This is a genomic window from Kribbella sp. NBC_00889 (assembly GCF_045207705.1).
Lineage (GTDB): Bacteria > Actinomycetota > Actinomycetes > Propionibacteriales > Kribbellaceae > Kribbella.
In genome coordinates this window covers 4,332,792-4,351,802 of sequence record NZ_CP108783.1, presented here as the reverse complement: position 1 = coordinate 4,351,802, position 19,011 = coordinate 4,332,792, and the positions used below count along the sequence as shown (strand labels likewise).

At 69.1% G+C, this 19,011-nt stretch carries 19 protein-coding genes and 1 riboswitch; of the genes, 4 read left to right on the top strand and 15 right to left on the bottom strand.

Annotated features, from left to right (window positions below; translation table 11 throughout):
• Nucleotides 1-219: 219 nt before the first annotated feature.
• The 9 genes from OG817_RS21035 to OG817_RS20995 form a co-directional block, all read right to left on the bottom strand.
• Nucleotides 220-966 carry an adenosylcobinamide-GDP ribazoletransferase gene (locus tag OG817_RS21035; protein ID WP_406057471.1) on the bottom strand — a complete coding sequence of 249 codons (747 nt, stop codon included), beginning with the start codon at nt 964-966 and terminating at the stop codon, nt 220-222.
• Between the two features lie 107 nt (nt 967-1,073).
• Nucleotides 1,074-1,604 (bottom strand): bifunctional adenosylcobinamide kinase/adenosylcobinamide-phosphate guanylyltransferase, encoded by a 531-nt coding sequence (locus tag OG817_RS21030; protein WP_406057063.1) that lies wholly within the window; start codon nt 1,602-1,604, stop codon nt 1,074-1,076.
• A complete protein-coding gene (locus OG817_RS21025; protein WP_406057061.1) occupies nt 1,597-2,364 on the bottom strand; it encodes an ECF transporter S component in 768 nt (255 codons plus the stop codon). Before OG817_RS21025 ends, OG817_RS21030 begins: the two co-directional genes overlap by 8 nt.
• Before the next feature lie 38 nt (nt 2,365-2,402).
• Complete coding sequence (locus tag OG817_RS21020) at nt 2,403-4,013, bottom strand: ABC transporter ATP-binding protein (protein WP_406057059.1); 1,611 nt, start codon at nt 4,011-4,013, stop codon at nt 2,403-2,405.
• Nucleotides 4,010-5,098 (bottom strand): energy-coupling factor transporter transmembrane component T, encoded by a 1,089-nt coding sequence (locus OG817_RS21015; RefSeq protein WP_406057057.1) that lies wholly within the window; start codon nt 5,096-5,098, stop codon nt 4,010-4,012. Before OG817_RS21015 ends, OG817_RS21020 begins: the two co-directional genes overlap by 4 nt.
• Entirely contained in the window at nt 5,098-5,808 is a 711-nt protein-coding gene (locus OG817_RS21010; RefSeq protein WP_406057055.1) for an SCO2322 family protein, read from the bottom strand. The genes OG817_RS21015 and OG817_RS21010 overlap by 1 nt, the downstream gene beginning before the upstream one ends.
• A gap of 115 nt (nt 5,809-5,923) precedes the next feature.
• Nucleotides 5,924-5,989: riboswitch (cobalamin riboswitch) on the bottom strand.
• A 32-nt stretch (nt 5,990-6,021) separates the two neighbouring features.
• A complete protein-coding gene (locus tag OG817_RS21005; RefSeq protein ID WP_360456095.1) occupies nt 6,022-6,231 on the bottom strand; it encodes a hypothetical protein in 210 nt (69 codons plus the stop codon).
• Nucleotides 6,228-7,241: an aldo/keto reductase family protein gene (locus OG817_RS21000; protein ID WP_406057052.1), complete on the bottom strand. Its 1,014-nt coding sequence runs from the start codon at nt 7,239-7,241 to the stop codon at nt 6,228-6,230. The genes OG817_RS21005 and OG817_RS21000 overlap by 4 nt, the downstream gene beginning before the upstream one ends.
• A gap of 24 nt (nt 7,242-7,265) precedes the next feature.
• Entirely contained in the window at nt 7,266-7,853 is a 588-nt protein-coding gene (locus OG817_RS20995; protein WP_396389310.1) for a DUF3043 domain-containing protein, read from the bottom strand.
• A gap of 165 nt (nt 7,854-8,018) precedes the next feature.
• Between OG817_RS20995 and OG817_RS20990 the strand changes: the two genes are divergently transcribed.
• The 4 genes from OG817_RS20990 (at nt 8,019) to OG817_RS20975 (ending at nt 11,612) form a co-directional block, all read left to right on the top strand.
• Entirely contained in the window at nt 8,019-8,843 is an 825-nt protein-coding gene (locus OG817_RS20990) for a PspA/IM30 family protein (RefSeq protein WP_406057050.1), read from the top strand.
• On the top strand, nt 8,840-9,115 hold the full coding sequence (locus OG817_RS20985; RefSeq protein ID WP_396389312.1) for a PspA-associated protein PspAA: 276 nt from the start codon (nt 8,840-8,842) through the stop codon (nt 9,113-9,115). The genes OG817_RS20990 and OG817_RS20985 overlap by 4 nt, the downstream gene beginning before the upstream one ends.
• A gap of 274 nt (nt 9,116-9,389) precedes the next feature.
• Nucleotides 9,390-10,916: a sugar transferase gene (locus tag OG817_RS20980; RefSeq protein ID WP_406057048.1), complete on the top strand. Its 1,527-nt coding sequence runs from the start codon at nt 9,390-9,392 to the stop codon at nt 10,914-10,916.
• Between the two features lie 93 nt (nt 10,917-11,009).
• A complete protein-coding gene (locus tag OG817_RS20975) occupies nt 11,010-11,612 on the top strand; it encodes an RNA polymerase sigma factor (RefSeq protein WP_396389315.1) in 603 nt (200 codons plus the stop codon).
• Nucleotides 11,613-11,653: 41 nt separating this feature from the next.
• Here OG817_RS20975 and OG817_RS20970 read toward each other — a convergent pair whose 3' ends face one another.
• From OG817_RS20970 to OG817_RS20945, 6 genes are read right to left on the bottom strand one after another with little or no spacing between them, the layout of a single operon-like run.
• Nucleotides 11,654-12,037 carry a hypothetical protein gene (locus OG817_RS20970; protein ID WP_406057046.1) on the bottom strand — a complete coding sequence of 128 codons (384 nt, stop codon included), beginning with the start codon at nt 12,035-12,037 and terminating at the stop codon, nt 11,654-11,656.
• A gap of 5 nt (nt 12,038-12,042) precedes the next feature.
• Nucleotides 12,043-13,656, bottom strand: coding sequence for a right-handed parallel beta-helix repeat-containing protein (locus tag OG817_RS20965; RefSeq protein ID WP_406057045.1), 1,614 nt, complete (start codon nt 13,654-13,656; stop codon nt 12,043-12,045).
• A gap of 34 nt (nt 13,657-13,690) precedes the next feature.
• Nucleotides 13,691-14,893, bottom strand: coding sequence for a glycosyltransferase (locus OG817_RS20960; RefSeq protein ID WP_406057043.1), 1,203 nt, complete (start codon nt 14,891-14,893; stop codon nt 13,691-13,693).
• Nucleotides 14,890-16,137 carry an O-antigen ligase family protein gene (locus tag OG817_RS20955; protein WP_406057041.1) on the bottom strand — a complete coding sequence of 416 codons (1,248 nt, stop codon included), beginning with the start codon at nt 16,135-16,137 and terminating at the stop codon, nt 14,890-14,892. The genes OG817_RS20960 and OG817_RS20955 overlap by 4 nt, the downstream gene beginning before the upstream one ends.
• On the bottom strand, nt 16,134-17,768 hold the full coding sequence (locus OG817_RS20950) for a YveK family protein (RefSeq protein WP_406057039.1): 1,635 nt from the start codon (nt 17,766-17,768) through the stop codon (nt 16,134-16,136). Before OG817_RS20950 ends, OG817_RS20955 begins: the two co-directional genes overlap by 4 nt.
• Nucleotides 17,765-18,979 carry a hypothetical protein gene (locus tag OG817_RS20945; protein WP_406057037.1) on the bottom strand — a complete coding sequence of 405 codons (1,215 nt, stop codon included), beginning with the start codon at nt 18,977-18,979 and terminating at the stop codon, nt 17,765-17,767. Before OG817_RS20945 ends, OG817_RS20950 begins: the two co-directional genes overlap by 4 nt.
• Between the last annotated feature and the right edge of the window lie 32 nt (nt 18,980-19,011).

Below are 19,011 nucleotides of genomic sequence, written 5' to 3'. Positions count from 1 at the left end.
CATCTGTCCTCGCCGTCACTGCCCCACGTTCGCCGTCCACCGGCGACATTAATGCACGCCTGCCCGGCGCCTGCAGAAGACACACTCCACCCGTCGGCGTGTACCGAAGAACGGGTAGTGGTCCGCCCATCTCACCCCCGCCCCGCTCGTGGCGAGGCCGCGGTGCCGCGGGATGGGCGCTGCGGGCGAACTACTACCCGTTCTTCGGTACGTCATGCGCTAGGTGGTCAGGGCGAGGGACAGCAGAGCGACCGGGAGCGCCAGTTCGACGGTGGCGCCGAGTACGTCGCCGGTGGTGCCGCCGAGTGCAGTGTGGGCGCGGCGGGTGGTGGCGAACGCGGTGGCTACGGCCAGCAGGACCGCGGCGGCGGTGCCTGCGAGTCGGAGGAAGTCGGGCGCGGTGGTCAGCCAGGTGAGGACCAGGGCAGCGGCCAGTACGACGACTGTGGCCGCGGCTGCTGTCAGGGGGCGGACGGTGGCGGCAACGACGGCGCCGAGGCCGTCCGGGCGGGCTGCGGGTGCTGTGGTGCGGCAGGACCACGGGAGAGTCAGGCGACTGGCTGTGGTGGCGATCAGGGCTGCCTGCCAACCGAAGCCTGCCTGGATGCAGGTGGTGAGGGCCGCGACGTCGACCAGGAGTACGCCGATGATGCTGACGACACCGAATGGCCCGATGTCGCTCTGCTTCATGATCCGGAGCATGGTCTCGCGGTCGCGGCGGCTGCCGAGCGCGTCCGCGAAATCCGCCAAGCCGTCCAGGTGCAGTGCGCCGGACAGGCCCGCCACCACAAGCACGGCAAGCACCGCGGTGAGCAGCTCCGCATCCGGCCGCACCAGTTGGACCAGCGCCACGACGCCGGCAGCGACCGAGCCGATCACCAAGCCGACGGCAGGCGCGAGCACCATCGCCCGCCCACCGACCGGACGGTCCACCGTCGACGGCATCGGCGCAGGTAGCACCGACAACGTGCCCAAACTCAACCAGGCCCCGTCCAACCATCCGCCACCGCCCCGGTCGGCCGAGTCACTGCTGGCAGGTTTGGCCGGGTCGTCGGATTGCCCCTCGTTCGCCGTCATGTCAGGGGGAGGGTTCGGCCTGCGATGGTCCAGAGGACCTGGTCGGAGGCCAGCGAGATGGTGGTGTTGAGGCGGCCCATCAGGTCGCGGAAGAGGCGGGTGCCGGCATCGGCGGGGACCACGCCGGAGCCGATGTCGTTGCTGACCGCAACCACGACCCGGGATGTGCCCGACCAGGCGGCGGCGAGCTCCGCGATGCGTTCGTCGACCAGGTCCGAGCGACTCAGATCCGACCAGACGTCGAGGGAGTCCATGGTGCGGGAGAGCCACAGCGTCAGGCAGTCGATCAGCATCGGCGGCCCGGACGACTCGAGCAGCGGGACCAGATCGATCGTCTCTGCCAGACCCCAACTGGCTGGGCGCCGGGCCTGATGCTTGGCGACCCGCTCCGCCCATTCCGCGTCACCGGAGTCGTCGCCACCAGTCGCGACGTACAACACCTCGGGCACCGAGGCCAGGCGGCGTTCGGCTGCGATCGACTTGCCGGACCGTGCCCCGCCGAGGATCAATGTGCGCTGCTCAGCCATTCGCCCTCCCGGAATCGAACACCACTGGTACGTCGAAGGCGGCCTTCCGCGCCGTACGGCGGAAGGCCTTCAACACCGGCCCTCCGACGAGCAGCACCAGGACCGCGCTGAGGATCCCGCGCGGGATGTCCCAGCCCAACGACGTCGCCACCACGAACAGGAGGTACCGATGCAGGTTCCCGGCCAGCGCGTCACCCGGGATGAACGAGAAGTCGCTGCCGAAGGTCGCGTACGGCCAGAACCACAGGTTCATCACCACGCCGTACAGCACGCCGGAGACCAGCGAGTACGCCGCCAGCAGCAACAACTCCAGCCGTCCACCCGCCCGTGGCAACAGCCCGGCCAGGCACCCCACCCACGCGCACGCGAACATCTGGAACGGCATCCACGGACCGACCCCGCCACTGATCAACGCCCCACCCAGCAGCGATACAGCCCCCAGCACGAACCCGAACCCTGCCCCGAATGCCCGCCCGGCCAGCACCAGCAGGAAGAACCCCGGCTCCAGCCCCGCCGTACCAGGACCCAGCGCCCGCAACGCGGCGCCGACAGCCGCCAGCATGCCGAGCAGTGAGATCACCTTCGCGTCGATCCCCGACTCCGACAGCTCCGCGAGTACGACGGCCACCAGCAACGGCAGCAGCAGGACGAAGAGCCACGGTGCGTCGGTGGTGTGGCCGATCGCGGACGCACCCGCCTGATCCGTGTGCAAGAACAACGGCCAACCGAAGGCCAGCAGCCCGGCCAACGAGGCGACCATGAGAGCCGCGGTACTGCGAGGCTTCAGCCGGACGAGATTCACGACGCACGGTCCAGTGCGGTGGCGACCTCGCCGACGGTCAGGAACGGCAACGGAGCAAGGATCTTCGCCACCTGCGGCGCGAATGCCGGCGACCCGGCGATCACCGCCGCAGTCTCGCCGTCACTCACCAACTCGCCCTCAGCGAGCACCAGAACCCGGCTGGCGACCTCGGCGACCATCTCCACGTCATGCGTCGACAGCACCACCGCATGTCCAGCAATTGCGAGCTCACGCAGGATCTCCACGAGCCGCCGCTTGGCGCCGTAGTCCAGTCCACGCGTCGGCTCGTCGAGCAACAGGAGCGGCGGGGCACCACACAGTACGACGGCCAACGCCAGACAGAGCCGTTGTCCCTCGGACAGGTCCCGCGGATGCATCCGGTCGTCGATGTCGGGCGCCAGCCGGTTCAGTAGCGCTCGGCAACTACCGGACGGCACTCTGAAGTCGGAGTCGGCGCTGGCGCACTCGTCGGTGACGGTGGCGGCGTACAGCAGGTCCGCAGGCTCCTGCGGCACCAGTCCGACCGCCTTCACGAGCTTGTCAGGTCTGGTACGACGTGGGTCCGCGCCGCCGGCGACCGCCGTCCCGGATCGGGCCGGGACGATGCCGACCAGCGCGTTCAGGAGCGTCGACTTACCGGCGCCGTTGCGGCCCATCAGAGCGACGACCTCGCCGGCTTTGATGCTCAGGGACACTCCACGCAGCGCCATGACGCTGCCGTAGCCGGCAACGAGGTCGGTGCACCGCGCGAGCTCAGAGCCAAGTGACGCGTTGGGTCTGACCGGCGCAGCCGAGTCCAACCGGCTGCGCAACGCGACCGCAGCCCGCCGGGCGTCCCGCACCGACAGCGGCAGGGGAGACCAGCCGGCCAGTCGTCCGAGCTCCACCACAGGCGGTGCGACCGGTGCGGTCACCATCTGGTCCGCCGGCAGCCCGGTCGACACAGCAGCAGAACCACCGGGTACTTCGATCACGCGGTCGGCGTACTGGATGACGCGCTCGAGCCGGTGCTCGGCCATCACCACAGTGACACTCAGATCGTGGACGAGCCGCTGCAGCGCGGCCAGCACCTCCTCCGCCGCCTGTGGGTCCAGAGCGGACGTCGGCTCGTCCAGAACGAGCACAGCCGGGTGAGAGGTGAGGGCCGCGCCGATGGCGGTCCGCTGTCGCTGTCCGCCGGACAGCGACGTCAGCGCACGATCGCGTACGTCGGCCAGTCCCAGCAGGTCGAGCGTCTCTTCGACCCGGCGCCGCATGACGTCCGGCGCGACTCCGAGTGACTCCATGCTGTACGCGAGTTCGTCCTCCACTGTGTCGGTGACGAACCCGGCCATCGGGTCCTGCCCGACCATACCGACGACATCGGCCAGGTCGCGGGGCCGGAACTCGCGGGTGTCCCGCCCGGCGATCAGGACCCGCCCGGACAGCGTCCCACCGGTGAAATGCGGCACCAGCCCGTTGATTGCCCTCAGCAACGTTGACTTGCCGGAGCCGGTCCGGCCGATGACGAGCGCCAGTTCGCCCTCGGGCACGGTGAAACTCACGTCCCGCAGGGCTGGTTCCGTGGCCCCGTCGTAGGTGACCGTCACCCGGTCGAACTCGATCATGTGACCACCCGCTTCACCAGTGGCGGCGCGGCCAGCGCCGGAGTCAGGCCCACGAGGATGCCGAGAATCGGCAGCAGCGGAGCAGGTGGGACCACCATCGGCCCCGGCAACACCAGACCGGCCACGCCACGCGACGCTGCGGTCACCATGGCCGCGGCGGCGATCGCGCCGGAGCCGACGACCAGCCACTCGGGGAGAGCCCACGGATCGGGTCTGTACTGCGTCCGTGTCACCCGCTGCCGCCCGACCGCCATCGCACCGACGGCCATCAGCAGTCCGACGCCGAGAGTGGCCGCAGCGAACGGGAACGCCATGGAGTCGGTCAGGAGCGCGTAGACGCCGAGCAGGATGCCTAGCAAACCCAGCAGCACGCACAGTCCGGTGAGGCGGCGCTGGTGCTTAGGGACCTGCGCCGTACGGCCGTAGCCGCGGGAGTCCATCGCGGCCGCGAGTTCCACGGACCTGTCCAACGCACCTTCCAGCACCGGCATGGCCGTCGTACGGAATGAACCTCGGGTGCGGCCGCGCAGGCGGCGGGCGGCGCGGATGCGGCGGGAGTCCGTCACCAGTTGCGGTGCGAAGGTCAACGCCACCACACAGGCCACGCCCATCTCGTAGAGGGCTCCAGGCAACGACTTCAGCAGTCGCCGCGGACTGGCCAGTGCGTTGGCGGCACCAATGCAGCAGAGCATGACCGCCAGCTGCAGGCCGTCGTACAGAGCCGTGATCAAGGCCTCGGCGGTGACCTCGCCGCCGAGCTTGACCCCGCTGGCCCAGTCCGGCAACGGGATCTGGGGCAGCGTGAACAGCACTGTGTTGCCCTGCGAGCGGGTGGACAGCAGCGCTTGCAGGACTACTCGGAGACCGATGACCACCAGCCCGAGCTTGAGGAACGCAGCGTAGCTGTGGGCCCAGGGAGCGTCGCTCCGGCGGGCCGCCACGACGAAACCGGTCACTGCGAGGATCAGCAGGAGCAGCACCGGGTTACGTGTCCTGCTGGCGGCCACGGCCATCCCCAGGGACCACAGCCACCATGCCCCCGGGTGCAGGGCCCGGGGGAGCGTCAGGTGGTGGACAGTACGCACTACTGACTCGAGGAGCGCCGGCGGCTGAGGACCAGACCGCCGCCTGCCAGTACGAGGACGACGACCGCGGCGATGATGATGCCGGTCCACGGTGCACCGTCGTCGGACGAGGACGAGTCGGAGGTGGTCGGTGCGGGGGCAGCGGTGGAGCCGACCGCGGCACCGATCTCCAGCGTCACCGGCGTATCCGTGGCCGGCACCTTGATGTTCTTCAGCTGGTCGCCACAGCCCTTGGACGGGTACCCGTCGATCCCACAGGTCAGGCCCTTCTCGATCCGGACCGGGCCGACCGCGGCCAGGATCTTCGCCCCGGTCGACTTCGGATCCGTCACCACGCAGGTGCCGGTGGCCGGCTTCGGCGTCTCACCGCTGAGCGCGTCTTCCGGCGTACCCGGGTCGACCACCAGGGCCACCCGCTTCTTCCCGGTCTCGGCCGGGGTCTTGCCGCAGATCGCCTCGAAGTCACCGGCCGCGCGCGGCATCCGGGGCGCCGCGCCGCCGACGGCGAACCGCCAGCCCTCCACGGCGCCATCGGCCGGTACGACGACGTCCGCGCCCTTCTGGGCGAAGGCCCACTTGCCCGCCGTCCACTGGTAGTAGCCCCAGAAGCGGTAGCCGTCCTCGGCCTGTGCTGTGGTGGCGACGGTCCCCGCGAGCAGGAGACCCGCCAGCAGGCTGAGGACCAGTCGTAGCGTCCGTTGTGCAGTCATCTGATTGTCCTCGGTCAGGCCGCGGCCCGATGGAGGAGGTCCCGCCTGCGCAGGCAGGGTAGGGGCTCCACCCGCGGACCACGGCGGGTAGCTGAGCCTGTCTGCCTGCGTCACAGTGTTCCGGCTCGCCACCTGAGGTGGCCTACGGTTGCGGGTCAGCGCCGGACTTGGACCGGCTTCCCTGTGACGCAGGCGTTTGGTTCGGACCGAAGCCTACTCTGGCGCGGCGAGACTCATCGGGCCGTAGACCTCACGGCCGTCCTCCAGCAGGTAGACCTGCCCGACGCCACGCTCGGACAGGTCCCGCCAGGTCTCACCCAGCCAGCTCTCCGCGTCGCCCTGCGCGGAGAAGTCGGCCCCGCCGACCTCACCGGGATCGACCAGGGCGCCGCTCGCGGTCTCGAACCGCCAGCTCCAGCTCACGAGCCCGGCCGGGTCTGCGGCGAGTTCTGCACGGTCTTGGCCGGGTCGCGCTCGACGATGCCGCCCAGGACCTCGTCGATGCGCTTGAGCAGGCCGTCCTCGAGCTTGACGCCGGACGCCTTCACGTTCTCGACCACCTGCTCGGGCCGGGAGGCGCCGACGATGGCCGACGAGACGTTCGGGTTCTGCAGCACCCAGGCGACGGCCAGCTGGGACAGCGACAGGCCGGCCTCGTCGGCGAGCGGCTTCAGCTCCTGCACCCGGGTGAGCACGTCGTCGTTGAGGAAACGCCGGATCATGTTCGCGCCGCCCTTGTCGTCGGTGGCCCGGGAGCCCTCCGGCGGCTGCTGGCCCGGCACGTACTTGCCGGTCAGCACACCCTGCGCGATCGGGGAGAACACGACCTGGCCGATGCCCAGCTCCTCCGAAGCCGGCACCACCTCGGCCTCGATCACCCGCCAGAGCATGCTGTACTGCGGCTGGTTCGAGACGAACGGGATGCGCAGCTCACGGGCCAGCCGGTGGCCCTCCTGCAGCTGCTCGGCGGTCCACTCGGACACACCGATGTAGAGCGCCTTGCCGGAGCGGACGACGTCGGCGAAGGCCTCCATCGTCTCCTCCAGCGGCGTCTCGGTGTCGTACCGGTGCGCCTGGTAGAGGTCGACGTAGTCGGTCTTGAGCCGCTTCAGCGACCCGTTGATCGACTCGTGGATGTGCTTGCGGGACAGACCGGTGTCGTTCGGTCCGCCCGGGCCGGTCGGCCAGTAGACCTTCGTGAAGATCTCCAGCGACTCGCGCCGCTGACCCTCCAGCGCCTCGCCGAGAACCGACTCGGCCTTGGTGTTGGCGTACACGTCGGCCGTGTCGAACGTGGTGATGCCGGCCTCCAGGGCCGCCCGCACACACGCCTTGGCCTGTTCGTTCTCCACCTGGGAGCCATGCGTCAGCCAGTTCCCGTACGAGATCTCGCTGACCTTCAAACCACTGTTGCCGAGATAGCGGAAGTCCATACCCCCGACCCTACTGGGCCCGGATCAGCTCGGCTTCTCGCCGCGCTTCACCATCGGCTTGGGCATCCGCCAGCGGCGCATCTGCATGGTCCGCCGGACCGCGTAGAACCCGATGCCCTTGGTCGGCTCCTTCGGGAACTTCGCCGTGACCGCCTTCCGCAGGCCGGCCGAGAGCAGGAACCAGTCCAGCGCGATCAGCACGATCATCACCAGGAAGAGCAGGTTGACGATGCCGGCCAGCCAGGGGAACTGCGCCGAGAACACCACGCCGACCAGGGACACCACCAGGAGCACCGGCAGCGCGAACTCCATCACCGAGTAGCGGGCGTCCACGTAGTCCCGGGCGAACCGCCGGACCGGCCCCTTGTCGGCGGCCGGCAGGTACCGGTCGTCGCCCGTACGCATCGCGTCCTGCATCTTGGCCCGCTCGGTCCGGACCTTCTCCCGCCGGTACGCCGACGCCTCCTTGCGGTTGCGCGGCTTGCGCAGCGCGGCCTTGCGGGCCGCCTCCGCCTCCTTGCGGGTCGGGGTGGGGCGTCCCTTCCCGCCCGGCTTGGCCTGGGGCTCGGCGGGTACGGTGGTATCTGTCTCAGACTTGGTACGACGGAACACGGGGTCTGAACCTCATTCGGCAGGGCAGGTCGCGACTCGGGGTGGTCCCCGGACCTGACACCCACTTTATCGGGGCCGGTCCTGATGGTGTGGTGACCCGTGGGGACATAGGGTGGACAAGGCACGCCGGGTCGTCACGCCGGCACAGAAGGGGTACGGATATCGATGAGCATCTTCAGGCGGATGTCGACGATCTTCAAGGCCAAGGCGAATTCCGCCCTGGACAAGGCCGAGGATCCTCGCGAAACCCTTGACTACTCGTATCAGAGGCAGCTGGAGCTGCTGCAGAAGGTGCGGCGAGGTGTGGCCGACGTGGCCACCAGCCGCAAGCGGGTGGAGCTGCAGGCCTCCCAGCTGCAGTCCCAGTCCAGCAAGCTCCAGGACCAGGCGCAGAAGGCGCTCTCGATGGGCCGCGAGGACCTGGCCCGGGAGGCCCTGACCCGCAAGTCCGGGCTGCAGGGCCAGATCGACGATCTGCAGACCCAGCACGCCCAGTTGCAGGGTGAGGAGGAGAAGCTGACGCTCGCCTCCCAGCGGCTGCAGGCCAAGGTCGAGTCGTTCCGGACCCGCAAGGAGACCATCAAGGCCACCTACACCGCGGCCGAGGCGCAGACCCGGATCAACGAGGCGTTCTCGGGCATCTCCGAGGAGATGAGCGACGTCGGTCTGGCAGTCCAGCGGGCTGAGGACAAGACCCAGCAGATGCAGGCCCGGGCCGGCGCGATCGACGAGCTGCTCGCCTCCGGTGCGCTCGACGACGCCAGCGGTACGGCGAAGGACAACATCACGCTGGAGCTGGAGCGGATGTCGTCCGGCTCCGACGTGGAGAGCGAGCTGGCCGCGATGAAGGCGCAGCTCTCCGGCGGCAGTGCGCCCAAGGAGCTGCCCGGTGAGACCCCTGGGCCGGCCCAGGCGCAGGCGCCTGCCCAGCAGCCGGCGCAGCAGCCGGCGGCCGAGCCGGCCCGGCCGCAGGACGGTGATCTTCGATGATCGTTCGCATCATGGGCGAAGGTCAGTGGCGACTGGCCGACGACAAGCTGGACCAGCTGAATGCGGTCGACACCGATCTGGAGAAGGCTGTCTCCGCCAGTGACGAGGCGGGCTTCAAGACTGCCTTCGCCGCGCTGCTGGAGTTCGTCCGGGCCGGCGACAAGCTGCCGGACGACGAGCTGCACGACTCCGACGCGATCCTGCCGCCGGGCGACAGCACGCTGGGCGAGATGCGCGAGCTGATCAGCGGTGACGGCCTGATCGCCGGCTGAACACACTGCCGGCGATCGCCGTCCCGACCCGGCGGCCGATCACGTGCTGTAGTCGACACGAGACCCCCTGAGCCTGGAAAACAGGCTCCGGGGGTCTTCGTCCGGGTGCTGGATTTCGCACGGGTAAACACTCGCTCCGGGTACTGTCCGACCAGGGCATTCCCGTAGTACTCTCTGGGTCAATGCCGTTGTGGGGGCGGCATTTCATCGAGGTCCGTGACGGGGAGTGGGTTGGTCGCGGGCATCGCTTTTCACCTGTGGGGGGTGACTGTGCGTGACTGAATTCGTCATGTCCGAGGGGTTGGCCGATTCGGCTGATCTACGGCCGGCGCCGTCGGGGGAGCGTCGTCGGCCGGTCTGGGTGGTACCGGACGAGATTCCGGCGATCGTGCCGCTGTCGGCCCGGTTCACCGAGGCGCGTTGGGTGGGCAGGTACCGCCGAGCCGCGCTCACGGCCGACCTGGCCGCGGCCGTGACCGGTGGCTCGCTCGCGCTGGTGGCCCGCTTCGGGGCCCAGATCAACCTTGGCTACATCCTGGTGGGCGCGCTGCTGCCGATCGCCTGGCTGGCCTGTGTGGCGCTGCAGCGGGGCTATGAGACCCGGTACTTCGGCACCGGGCCGGAGGAGTTCCGCTCGATCATCCGGGCCGCGGTCGCACTGACCGCCCTGGTCGCCATCACGTCGTACGCGACCAAGAGCGAGGTCGCGCGTGGTTTCGTCATCCTGGCGGTGCCGATGACGTGCCTGGCGGCGATGTTCGGCCGATGGGTGCTGCACCGCAGCATCTCCTGGCGGCGGTTCGCCGGGCGGTGCATGCGCCGGGTGCTCGTTGTCGGACGCAACGACCAGGTGACCACGCTGCGGCGGCACCTGGAGGAGCGGCCGGCCGACGGCTACATCGTGGTCGCGAGCTGCCTGCCGCGCGGCGACGCCTTCGAGGAACCGGAGCCCGAACGGCTGGGCCGGACCGAGATGAACATCCTGGCCGCGGTCGACCAGTACGACGTCGAGGTCGTGGCAGTGGCCGCGGATCCTGAGCTGGCGGGGTACACGCTGCGGAAGTTGTCATGGGCGCTCGAACAGCGCGGTGTCGAACTGATCGTCTCGCCGGGCATCGTCGAGGTCGCCGGCCCGCGGATCTCGATCCGACCGGTCGCCGGACTCTCGCTGCTGCACCTGGAGCGGCCTTCGGTCAGCGGCGGGCCGCACCTGCTGAAGACCATCTTCGACCGGGTACTCGGGTGTCTGCTGCTGCTGGCGGTCTCGCCGATCCTGATCGTGACCGCGGTCATGGTGAAGGCGACCAGCCGGGGGCCGGTGCTGTTCCGGCAGACCCGGGTCGGCCGCGGCGGTGAGCAGTTCTCGATGCTGAAGTTCCGCACGATGGTGGCCGACGCCGAGGAACGCAAGGCCGACCTGCAGAAGCTGAACGAGGGCAACGGGGTGCTGTTCAAGCTCCGCGACGATCCACGGGTGACGAGGGTCGGCAAGTACCTGCGCCGGTTCTCGATCGACGAGCTGCCGCAACTGGTGAACGTGCTCCGGGGGGACATGTCACTGGTCGGCCCACGGCCACCGCTGCCCGCCGAGGTCGCGAAGTACCAGATCGACGACGCGCGGCGGATGCTCGTGAAGCCCGGCCTGACCGGCCTGTGGCAGGTCAGCGGTCGCAGCGATCTGACCTGGGAGGAGTCCATGCGGCTCGACCTGCGGTACGCCGACAACTGGTCGATCGCGCTGGACCTGCTCATTTTGTGGAAGACCGCTCGCGCCGTCCTGGGAAGCGACGGCGCCTATTGAACCCGCCCGGCCATCTGCCGGCCGGGCGGAGTCAACCGCACCACTACGTCGGGGGACGTCAGAACACGCGGTGCATTCCCGAGGGGGGAATTCATGATGCAACACCTCAGTGCCGAGCCCGGTACTGATCAGGAAACGGCCGACGACGCTGTCGTCGTCCGGTCCGAGGCCGCGACCCTGGTGATCCAGGCCGCGTCCGGGGACCAGGGCTCCTGGAGCCGGTTGGTCGACCACTATGCGCGGCTCGTCTGGGCCGTTACCCGCAGCTTCCGGCTCAGCGACAGCGACGCCGCGGACGTATCCCAGATGGTCTGGCTGCGGTTGCTCGAGCACATCCACCGCGTCGACCCCGAACGGGTCGGCGCGTGGCTGGTCGTCACCACCCGCCGGGAATGCCTGCGGGTGCTGGCGTTCCGCAAGCGGGTCCTGCTCACCTACGAGTCGGCCGCGTTCGAGGGGGTGCCCGGCGACCTGCCGGAGCTGGACGCGGATCTACTCGCCGACGAGCGGGCGGTCGACGTACGGCGGGCTCTGGAGAGCCTGCCGGACCGGTGGCAGCAGCTGCTCGGCATGCTGATGGCCGACCCGCCCGCGCCGTACGCGGAGATCTCGGCGACGATCGGAATCCCGATCGGCAGCATCGGCCCGATCCGCGGCCGGTGCCTGGAGAAGCTCAGACTGCTGCTTGCCTCCTGAAGCAGGAGCCTGTATCCGGCGGCTGGTCCGGATCCGTCTGATCAGAGCATGATCCAGGCGGTCCGGACCGGCCGTTGTGTGCTGCCCGGCCACCGGAGCAGGAAGCTGACCAGCCGGGCCGCGGTCGGTCCGTCGTCGGCACCGCGGGACTCGACCATCACCGGTCCGGACGGGGAGACCCGCAGTTCGACGGTCAGGTCGGTCTGTCCGTGGATGTCGACGTCCAAGGTGATGCCGTGGCCGGTGAACCGCAGCCGGCGGAAGTCGCCATGAGTGTCGCTGGAGAAGCCAGGGGCGTCGACGAGGCTGTCGAAGACCAGGTCGAGTACGTCGAGATCCCGCTCATGCCGCCCGAACGCGGCATAGCCGACCGAGCGGAGCAGCGCGATCTGCTCGCCTACGGCACGCTCAGGAGGCCCGATCACCGTGCTCAGCGCTCCCCTTGCACCTTGATCACGCTGTCCTGGTCCTGGCCGTACGGTGCGCCCTGCCAGGCGGCCCAGTTCACCCGGTTGCCCTGTTCGTGCACAATGAAGTTCCACGGTCCGGCGTAGGTGTTGTTGAAGAACCGGTTGCCCTGGTCGTGCGTGATCGCGTCCTGCACCGTCGCCGTCTTGTACGGCGACCAGGTCGGAAACGTGCCCCAGTTGGAGAACAGACCGTTGAAGCCGCAGCCGCTGCTGAACGCACAGGTCTTGCCGATATTGTCCGGGACGAGGCTGAACAGGTTGTCGTGCACGCGCACGTTCTGCGTCTTCCACCGACAGTCGGCCAGGTACGGCGGTTTCTTGATCGTGGTCTCGTTGCAGGACTTGGCCGTCACCACAGAGGGGTTCACCAGCGTGCCCGAGCCGGTGCTGGTGTTGGCCGGCGACCCGGCGAACCGGTCGGCGTTCTCCCACAGCACGACGCCGGACCAGTTGTCGGTGAAGACGTTATCGCTCACCTCGAAGGTCTTGTTGTAGACGCCGGCTACCCGCGGGTCGCTGCCGGACTCAGAGATGTACAGCGCCGACGTCGGGAACCCGAGGTTCAGCGGACCCTTCACGAGACCGTTGCGGGCGAACGTGTTGCCACGGATGCCGGCGTTGTAGCTGGTCTCGTAGATGATGCCCTCGGCCAGATTGCTGGAGATGTAGTTGCCCTCGATCACGAAGCCGGTGTTGTTGGTGTCCGCCCACAGCCCGGCGCTGAGGTTGTCGTGGATCCAGTTGCCCCGTACCACAGCGCCGGTGACTTCCCAGAACTTCCCGCCGCCGGTGCACCCGCAGCCCTTCTTGACCCTCTCCCAGTCGTCGGTGTTGTTGCCGGCGATCTCGTTCTTCTCGATCGTGATGCCCTTGACCTTGCCCGGGTTGTAGGCGTTGAAGCCGTACTGGCCGTTCTGCTGCAGACAGTTGCCGCGGACAACGTTGTGGTCGCCGACCATCAGCCCGGCGCCGGCGTTCAGACGGATCGTGTTGGCCTCGACCGTCCAGCTGGCGGCGGCGTCGTGGTTCACCACGCCCTCGTCGTTGTTCGTCCGGGGTGCGCCGAAGTTCTGGATGGTCAGGTTCTTCACCGTGACCTTGGTAGCGTAGCCGGTGAAGGCGTACCGATTGTCCTTGGCGCCATCCAGGATCGCGCCGGGCGCGCCGACGTAGGTGTTGCCGTCCTTCGGGATCACCTGGGCATACATGCCGGCGCCGAGCTTGTGGGTTCCTGCGGCCAGCCAGAAGGTGGTGCCGGCCGGATGCGAGGTGGTGAGCTGGTTGAGGTTCTGGCCCGTGCCGACCACGACCGCACCGGACGGAGCCTTGGCCGGACCGGCCAGGGCCTTGGCGTTCCCACAGACCCGCGCCGGCGGCGCTGTCGGTGCGGTGACGTTGGTTTCCGTGGCCGCGGGTGAAGCGGACGGAGTGGACTGAGCCTTCGATCTCGCGTCGCCGTCGAGCACGGTGATCCCGACCACGACGAGCGCGGCGACCACGACCGATGTCGCGGCGATGAGGAACGGCGGGCGGCGGTACCACGCGTGTCCCGTAGACGGGTCGCGTTGTTCCATGGCGTTTCCTTCGGGGGGCATCTGGGCCTCGGACTCAGGCGGTGGCGGTTACCGGGTGCTCGATCGCGTACCGGTAGATGTCGAGCAACTGATCGATGCTCTGGTGGGGCTGGTGCTTCTTCTCGTACGTCGTCCGGGCCTGCCGGCCGAGATCGTCGTACCGGTCGGGGGATGTGTCGACGTCGAGCAGCAACTTGGCGAGCGCGTCCGGACGTCCCGGTTCGAACAGCGCGCCGTCGACGCCGTCGGTGATCAGGTCCGGGAACGACCCGTGGCCGGACGCCAGCAGTGGTATGCCGACTGCCATCGCCTCGACGACCACCAGGCCGAACGTCTCCTCCCACTCCGACGGCAGGACGACGGCCCGGGACGAGCGGATCAGCTCGAACACCTCCGGCTTGGTCATCATCCCGCGCAGCTCGACGGACGGCCGGGTGGCCGCCCAGGCGGTGACCTCGTCCAGCATCGGGCCGCCGCCGGCGATCACGAGCCGGAGCGCGTCGTCGCTGGCGATCGCGCGGTACGCGTCCCAGCCCTTCATCAGCAGGGGAGCGCCCTTGGCCGCGTCCAGGCGTCCGACGTACGTGACCTGGCGCTCCTTCGGTCCGCCGACGGGGCCGTCGTACGGGACCACGTTGTGTTTGACGAACGTCCGGTCCGGCTCGAAGTCCATCGCGGCCATCAGCTGTCGCTGGGATTCGGAGATGAAGATGTACGCCGATACCAGGCGGCGCCAGCTGCGCCGGTGGCTCCGGGCGTTCAGCACCGTGGTCGAGGTCGCCAGCGCGGATCCCCGGTAGCAACGGTGGATCACCGCGGGCGCCGGGTTGCCACCGGCGCAGTCGTGGCAGACCTCGCCGTTGCGGAAGAAGTCGCCGCTGGCGCACAGCAGCTTGTAGTTGTGCAGGGTGATCACGACCGGGACGCCCGCCTTGCGGCACGCGTACAGCACGGACGGGCTCAGCAGCGGGAACGTGTTGTGGATGTGAACGACGTCGGGCCGGTCCTCGGCCAGGGCAGCGGCGAGGTCCCGCCGGCTCGCCGGGTTCCAGACCACGCGGGCGGGCAACGTCGCCTTCTGCCACGCGGGCCAGTCCTCGATGGCGTCACTGTGCCGCTCGAAGTGCCGGACCTCGTGGCCGAGGGCGGTCAGTGCCTCGCTCTCCTGGTCGACCACCCGGTTCTCCCCGCTCGGAGCGGTCGACCGGTACCGGTTGTGTACCAGCAGGATCTTCATCGCACTCCTTCACGGGTGGATGTGGAGTACACGAGTGATGCCGCCAGCGTCAGCTCGAGCAGGTACGGCGACGCTTCGCTGAGGCCGCTCTCGGTGAACGACGCGACCACGCAGTACGCGACCAGGAACAACGCGAGCGCGCGATGCGGTCCCTGCGGGCGGAACCAGGCGGCGGTCAGGACGAACAGCACCAGCATGATCGTGATCGCGACCCCGACCAGCCCGACGTCGTAGTACGTGCCGAGCCAGTTACTGTCGATCGGCAGGCCGTTGAAGGACTTGTTCGACAGGCCGAAGCCGAACAGGGTCTCGAACGCCGACCGCGGCTCGGCCAGGATCGAGTCCCAGACGGCCCTGCGGCCGGTCAGTGCGGTCACTTCTTCGGCGTCCTGCCCGCGCGCCAGCCAGGTCGCTACCACCGAGCCGAGGGTGAGTGCTCCGACGGAGAAGACGGCGAAGCCGATGGCGAACGACTTGCGCACCCGCGACCGCGCGGTGAACAGGCTCAGCCCCGCGATCAGTACGCCGGCCAGCAGCGCGACCAACGCGGTCCGCGTATGCGTCAGCAGCAACACGGGAATGGCCACCAGCACGCTGGTGAGCGCGACTCCGCGCCGGAGTAGCCCGGATAGCCACAGCACGATCGTGAGGCCGGCCGCCACCGCGGCGTAGTGCCCGACCTGCGTCGGCGGGATGGGCCAGAGAGTGCCGCCGAGCCGGTCGTCGGTGAGCGCCACCCCGGGCGCGACGAGCAGACCGAGGACGACCGATCCGAGGATGGTCCACAGGACAAGGAGGTGCGTCCGGACGAGCAGGAGGTCCCGGCGGGTCCACCACGGTGTCAGCAGCCACAGCACCATCGCGAAGGTGAACAGGCGGCCGCCGCGGAAGAGCGCACCGAACAGGAACTCGGCCCGGACGCTGGCGAGCAGGCCCTCGGCCGCCAGCATCAGGAGCAGGAAGATGAACACACTCGGCCGGATCCGGACCGGCCGGTTCACCGACAGCGCCATCATCAGTGCGCCGACCAGGGCTCCTTGGGCGATGAGCTTGCCGAGGGACCCCGGGATCGGCAGCAGGTGTGGCGCGCCCGGGAAGAACGTCATCACGTTCAGCACGAGCAGTGCCCAGGTGAGCTGGACCCGCCGGCGCCGCCGGACCTCGGGCGCGACCACCCGCCTGGTCGGGCGGTGGCCGAGCCGCGTGGCCAGCTGCGTGCTCCACCGGGTGGTGATCGTGGTCATCGGCCGAACATCTCGACGTCCACCGTCCTCGGCGTACCGGCCTCGGCTTCGGCGACGCCGACACCCTCGTCGGTCTGATCCGGACGGAGGACGACAGCGGTGTCCAGCTCGAGTCCGGCCAGCCGCAGCATCTCGCCGGTGGCCTGGATCTTGGTGGTGGTCGATTGACCCGCGGTCACCACGACGGCGGCGTGCGACGCCCACGTGCCCAGGTGATCGGCGCCGATCTCCGGCGTCAGGGTGGTCAGGGTGAGAACGATGTCCGAGACCTCCCAGGCCGAGTCGAGTGCGACGTCACCGGAGCTCGACGGCCGGTGGGAGTCGCTCAGGTGCAGATAGCAGCCTTGCGCCGGTCCGCGGTCCGGGTCGGGGCGATGGACGTCGATCCGAAGGCCCGGTTCGCTGAACCGTGACTCGTGGGTGCCGGGCGTCTTGACGCCGAGCATCCCCGCGAGCCTGCCGGACTCGGTGAGGTCGGCCACCAGTACGTGCTTGCCCTCCTCGGCCAGCGCCACCGCCAGCGACGCCACCACCAGGGCACAGGTCTTCACGTCGTCGACGCTGACCACGGTCATGCCCGGCGTGGGACGCTCGCCCCAGAAGATGCGCTGGTCGAGGTGCTGCACCATCAGCCGGACCTCCGGCTGCCGTCGCTGCGCGTCGCTCAGGTACCGGGGATAGGGCAGGAGCTGCCAGCGCGGCGGCCGTTCGCTGCTCAGCCGGACCCGGGTACCCAGCGCACGGGCGATGTCCTGCCGCTTCCACAGCCGGTCCGAGATCAGCGCACGAACGATGACGAAGCCGAGACCGATGAACAGCCCGGCGAGCAGCCCGGTGGCCGCGTTGATCGCGATCGTCCGCTTGGCCGAGACCGGCACCGGCGCGGCCGCGTCGAGCATCCGGCTGCTGTTCATTCGCGAAGCCTGGGCCTGCTGGTCGAGCAGCTGCTGACTAACGTAGACGTACCGGTCGCGGGCGGCGCCGAGGCGGACCCCCGCCGGGCTGTTCGGTTCCTTCATCTGGGCCGGATCGTCGCCGGCGGCGCGGACCGCCTGCTCGGCCACGGTCAGGTCGCCCTCGGCCGCGGTCTTGTCGCGACGCAGCGGCGCGTCCTGCAGCGCGATCTGCTCCTTGCGGTAGACCAGAAACACCTGTGCGACGACGGTCGCCAGCTTGGTCGCCTGGTCAGGAGTCTTCGCCGAGGCCGTGATCTCGAGCACCCGGTCGGTCTTGCCGCCGACGGTGTACTCCTTGAGCAGGTCATCCGGCGTCTCGGGCAGCTTGAGCAGGTCGATGACCCGCTGTGCCACCGTGTGTGTGGTCGCCAGGCTGACATCCGTGGCCATCGCCTTCGCCGGGTCCTCACCATCGCGATGGGTGAGCAGCAAGCGGGTCGACGAAGCGTTCGTCGTCGGCACTACGACGGTCGACGCCAGGCCACAGCCCAGCCCGACGATGCCGACGATCAGCCAGATCCGCAGGTGCCGGCGGACTGCGTCGCGGAGAAACCGAAAGGTGACCAGCGCGTCCGGCGGGTACGCGGTCGAGGGTCCGTCGTCGGCGAACAGGCCGTCGTCGTCGGTCCAGGCCGGCTGGCTCACCACGGGCTCGGTGGACGGCTGGTTACTCATTTGCCCCTCCTCGCGGTACCGGTGAGGAGGGTCGGCAGCCGGGAGCTCGACCGGCGCATCGACTGCGAGACGCGGCCGATGGTGCGGTCCGTCGGGTCGGGATCGGTGACGACCAGGCCGTCGATGTTCCGGTCGTCGGCCGCGGCCGCGACAGCCAGCCGGGCCAGTTCCTCGGCCGTCACGGTGCCGGCCGACAGGGCGACGATCGTGTTGGTGGTGCGCTCGGCGCCGACCAGGTGCGGCGCGTCCCGATCGACGACGACCAGGTGGATGCTCAATGCCGTGGTGCCGGCCGGCTCTTGGTGCGAGTCGACCACGATCGAGGTGGTGATGCCGATCGACGTGGCGAGCGCGGCCAGTTGCGGGCCGAGCGGCAGCGCCTTGTCGTCACCGGTGAACGAGATGACGGTCAGCGAGACAGGCCCGCCGCCCTTCACGTCCAGGCCGAGGTGATGCAGCGTCTTGCGCAGACTCCAGGCCTCGACGGCCGTTGGTGAATAGTGCTCGAGCAGATAGGCCCAGTCGGACACATCGGTTGCCTGGTACGACGAAACCGACGCCAGCACCGGAAGTCCGACCGCGTCCGCGATCTCGTCCCGCAGCCGCAGCCGCCGGTCGCCGCGGACCTTCGCCAGTACGCCGATCGAGCTGGCCACGGCGCCGATCAGTGCGCCGAGCAACCCGAAGATTCCCAAGTGAATCGCGAGATTCCCGCCCCGTGCGGTAGTCGCCTGCTCCAAGACCCGTGCCCCCGTTTTCTTCCCCAGGTCGCCGGGCAGCTTCTGGTCCGTGGTGACGAAGACCAGGTAGACCTCGGCGACAGCATTCGCCAGTCGCATCGACTGACCGGCCGTCGTTCCCTTGGCGTCGATCTGGATGACGTCGTCGGTGACGGCGGTGACCTTGACCCTGCCCTTGACCACTTCGGAGGGCAGCGCGGGCGACAGGTTCTGCCCCGCGCTCCTCAGCACCGGCTCGCTCTCCGCGATGAAGACCTGCGTCTCGATGCTCTGCGTGCCGGTCGCCTTCTCCGGATCGGCTGCCAGTGGTGGCGGCAGCACCACGAGCGAAGTGGCGGTGTGCAGTGGCGGCACCAAGAACCCGGCGGCAAGACCGACGAGCAGGCCGACCGCTGCCACGGCAGCGACGATCAGGCGGTACCTACGAATGGCCCGCCAGGACTTCTTGACGTCGAGCTGCTGTGCGCTCACAGTCCCCTCCAGTCGAACGCCACGGTGGTGTC

What these genes read in the sequence shown, in the direction of transcription:
- OG817_RS21030 (WP_406057063.1), bottom strand. Translation starts at nt 1,604, where the DNA reads ATGGCTGAGCAGCGCACATTGATCCTCGGCGGGGCACGGTCCGGCAAG.
- OG817_RS21025 (WP_406057061.1), bottom strand. Translation starts at nt 2,364, where the DNA reads ATGGTCGCCTCGTTGGCCGGGCTGCTGGCCTTCGGTTGGCCGTTGTTC.
- OG817_RS21020 (WP_406057059.1), bottom strand. Translation starts at nt 4,013, where the DNA reads ATGATCGAGTTCGACCGGGTGACGGTCACCTACGACGGGGCCACGGAA.
- OG817_RS21010 (WP_406057055.1), bottom strand. Translation starts at nt 5,808, where the DNA reads ATGACTGCACAACGGACGCTACGACTGGTCCTCAGCCTGCTGGCGGGT.
- OG817_RS21000 (WP_406057052.1), bottom strand. Translation starts at nt 7,241, where the DNA reads ATGGACTTCCGCTATCTCGGCAACAGTGGTTTGAAGGTCAGCGAGATC.
- OG817_RS20990 (WP_406057050.1), top strand. Translation starts at nt 8,019, where the DNA reads ATGAGCATCTTCAGGCGGATGTCGACGATCTTCAAGGCCAAGGCGAAT.
- OG817_RS20985 (WP_396389312.1), top strand. Translation starts at nt 8,840, where the DNA reads ATGATCGTTCGCATCATGGGCGAAGGTCAGTGGCGACTGGCCGACGAC.
- OG817_RS20975 (WP_396389315.1), top strand. Translation starts at nt 11,010, where the DNA reads ATGATGCAACACCTCAGTGCCGAGCCCGGTACTGATCAGGAAACGGCC.
- OG817_RS20965 (WP_406057045.1), bottom strand. Translation starts at nt 13,656, where the DNA reads ATGGAACAACGCGACCCGTCTACGGGACACGCGTGGTACCGCCGCCCG.
- OG817_RS20960 (WP_406057043.1), bottom strand. Translation starts at nt 14,893, where the DNA reads ATGAAGATCCTGCTGGTACACAACCGGTACCGGTCGACCGCTCCGAGC.
- OG817_RS20955 (WP_406057041.1), bottom strand. Translation starts at nt 16,137, where the DNA reads ATGACCACGATCACCACCCGGTGGAGCACGCAGCTGGCCACGCGGCTC.
- OG817_RS20950 (WP_406057039.1), bottom strand. Translation starts at nt 17,768, where the DNA reads ATGAGTAACCAGCCGTCCACCGAGCCCGTGGTGAGCCAGCCGGCCTGG.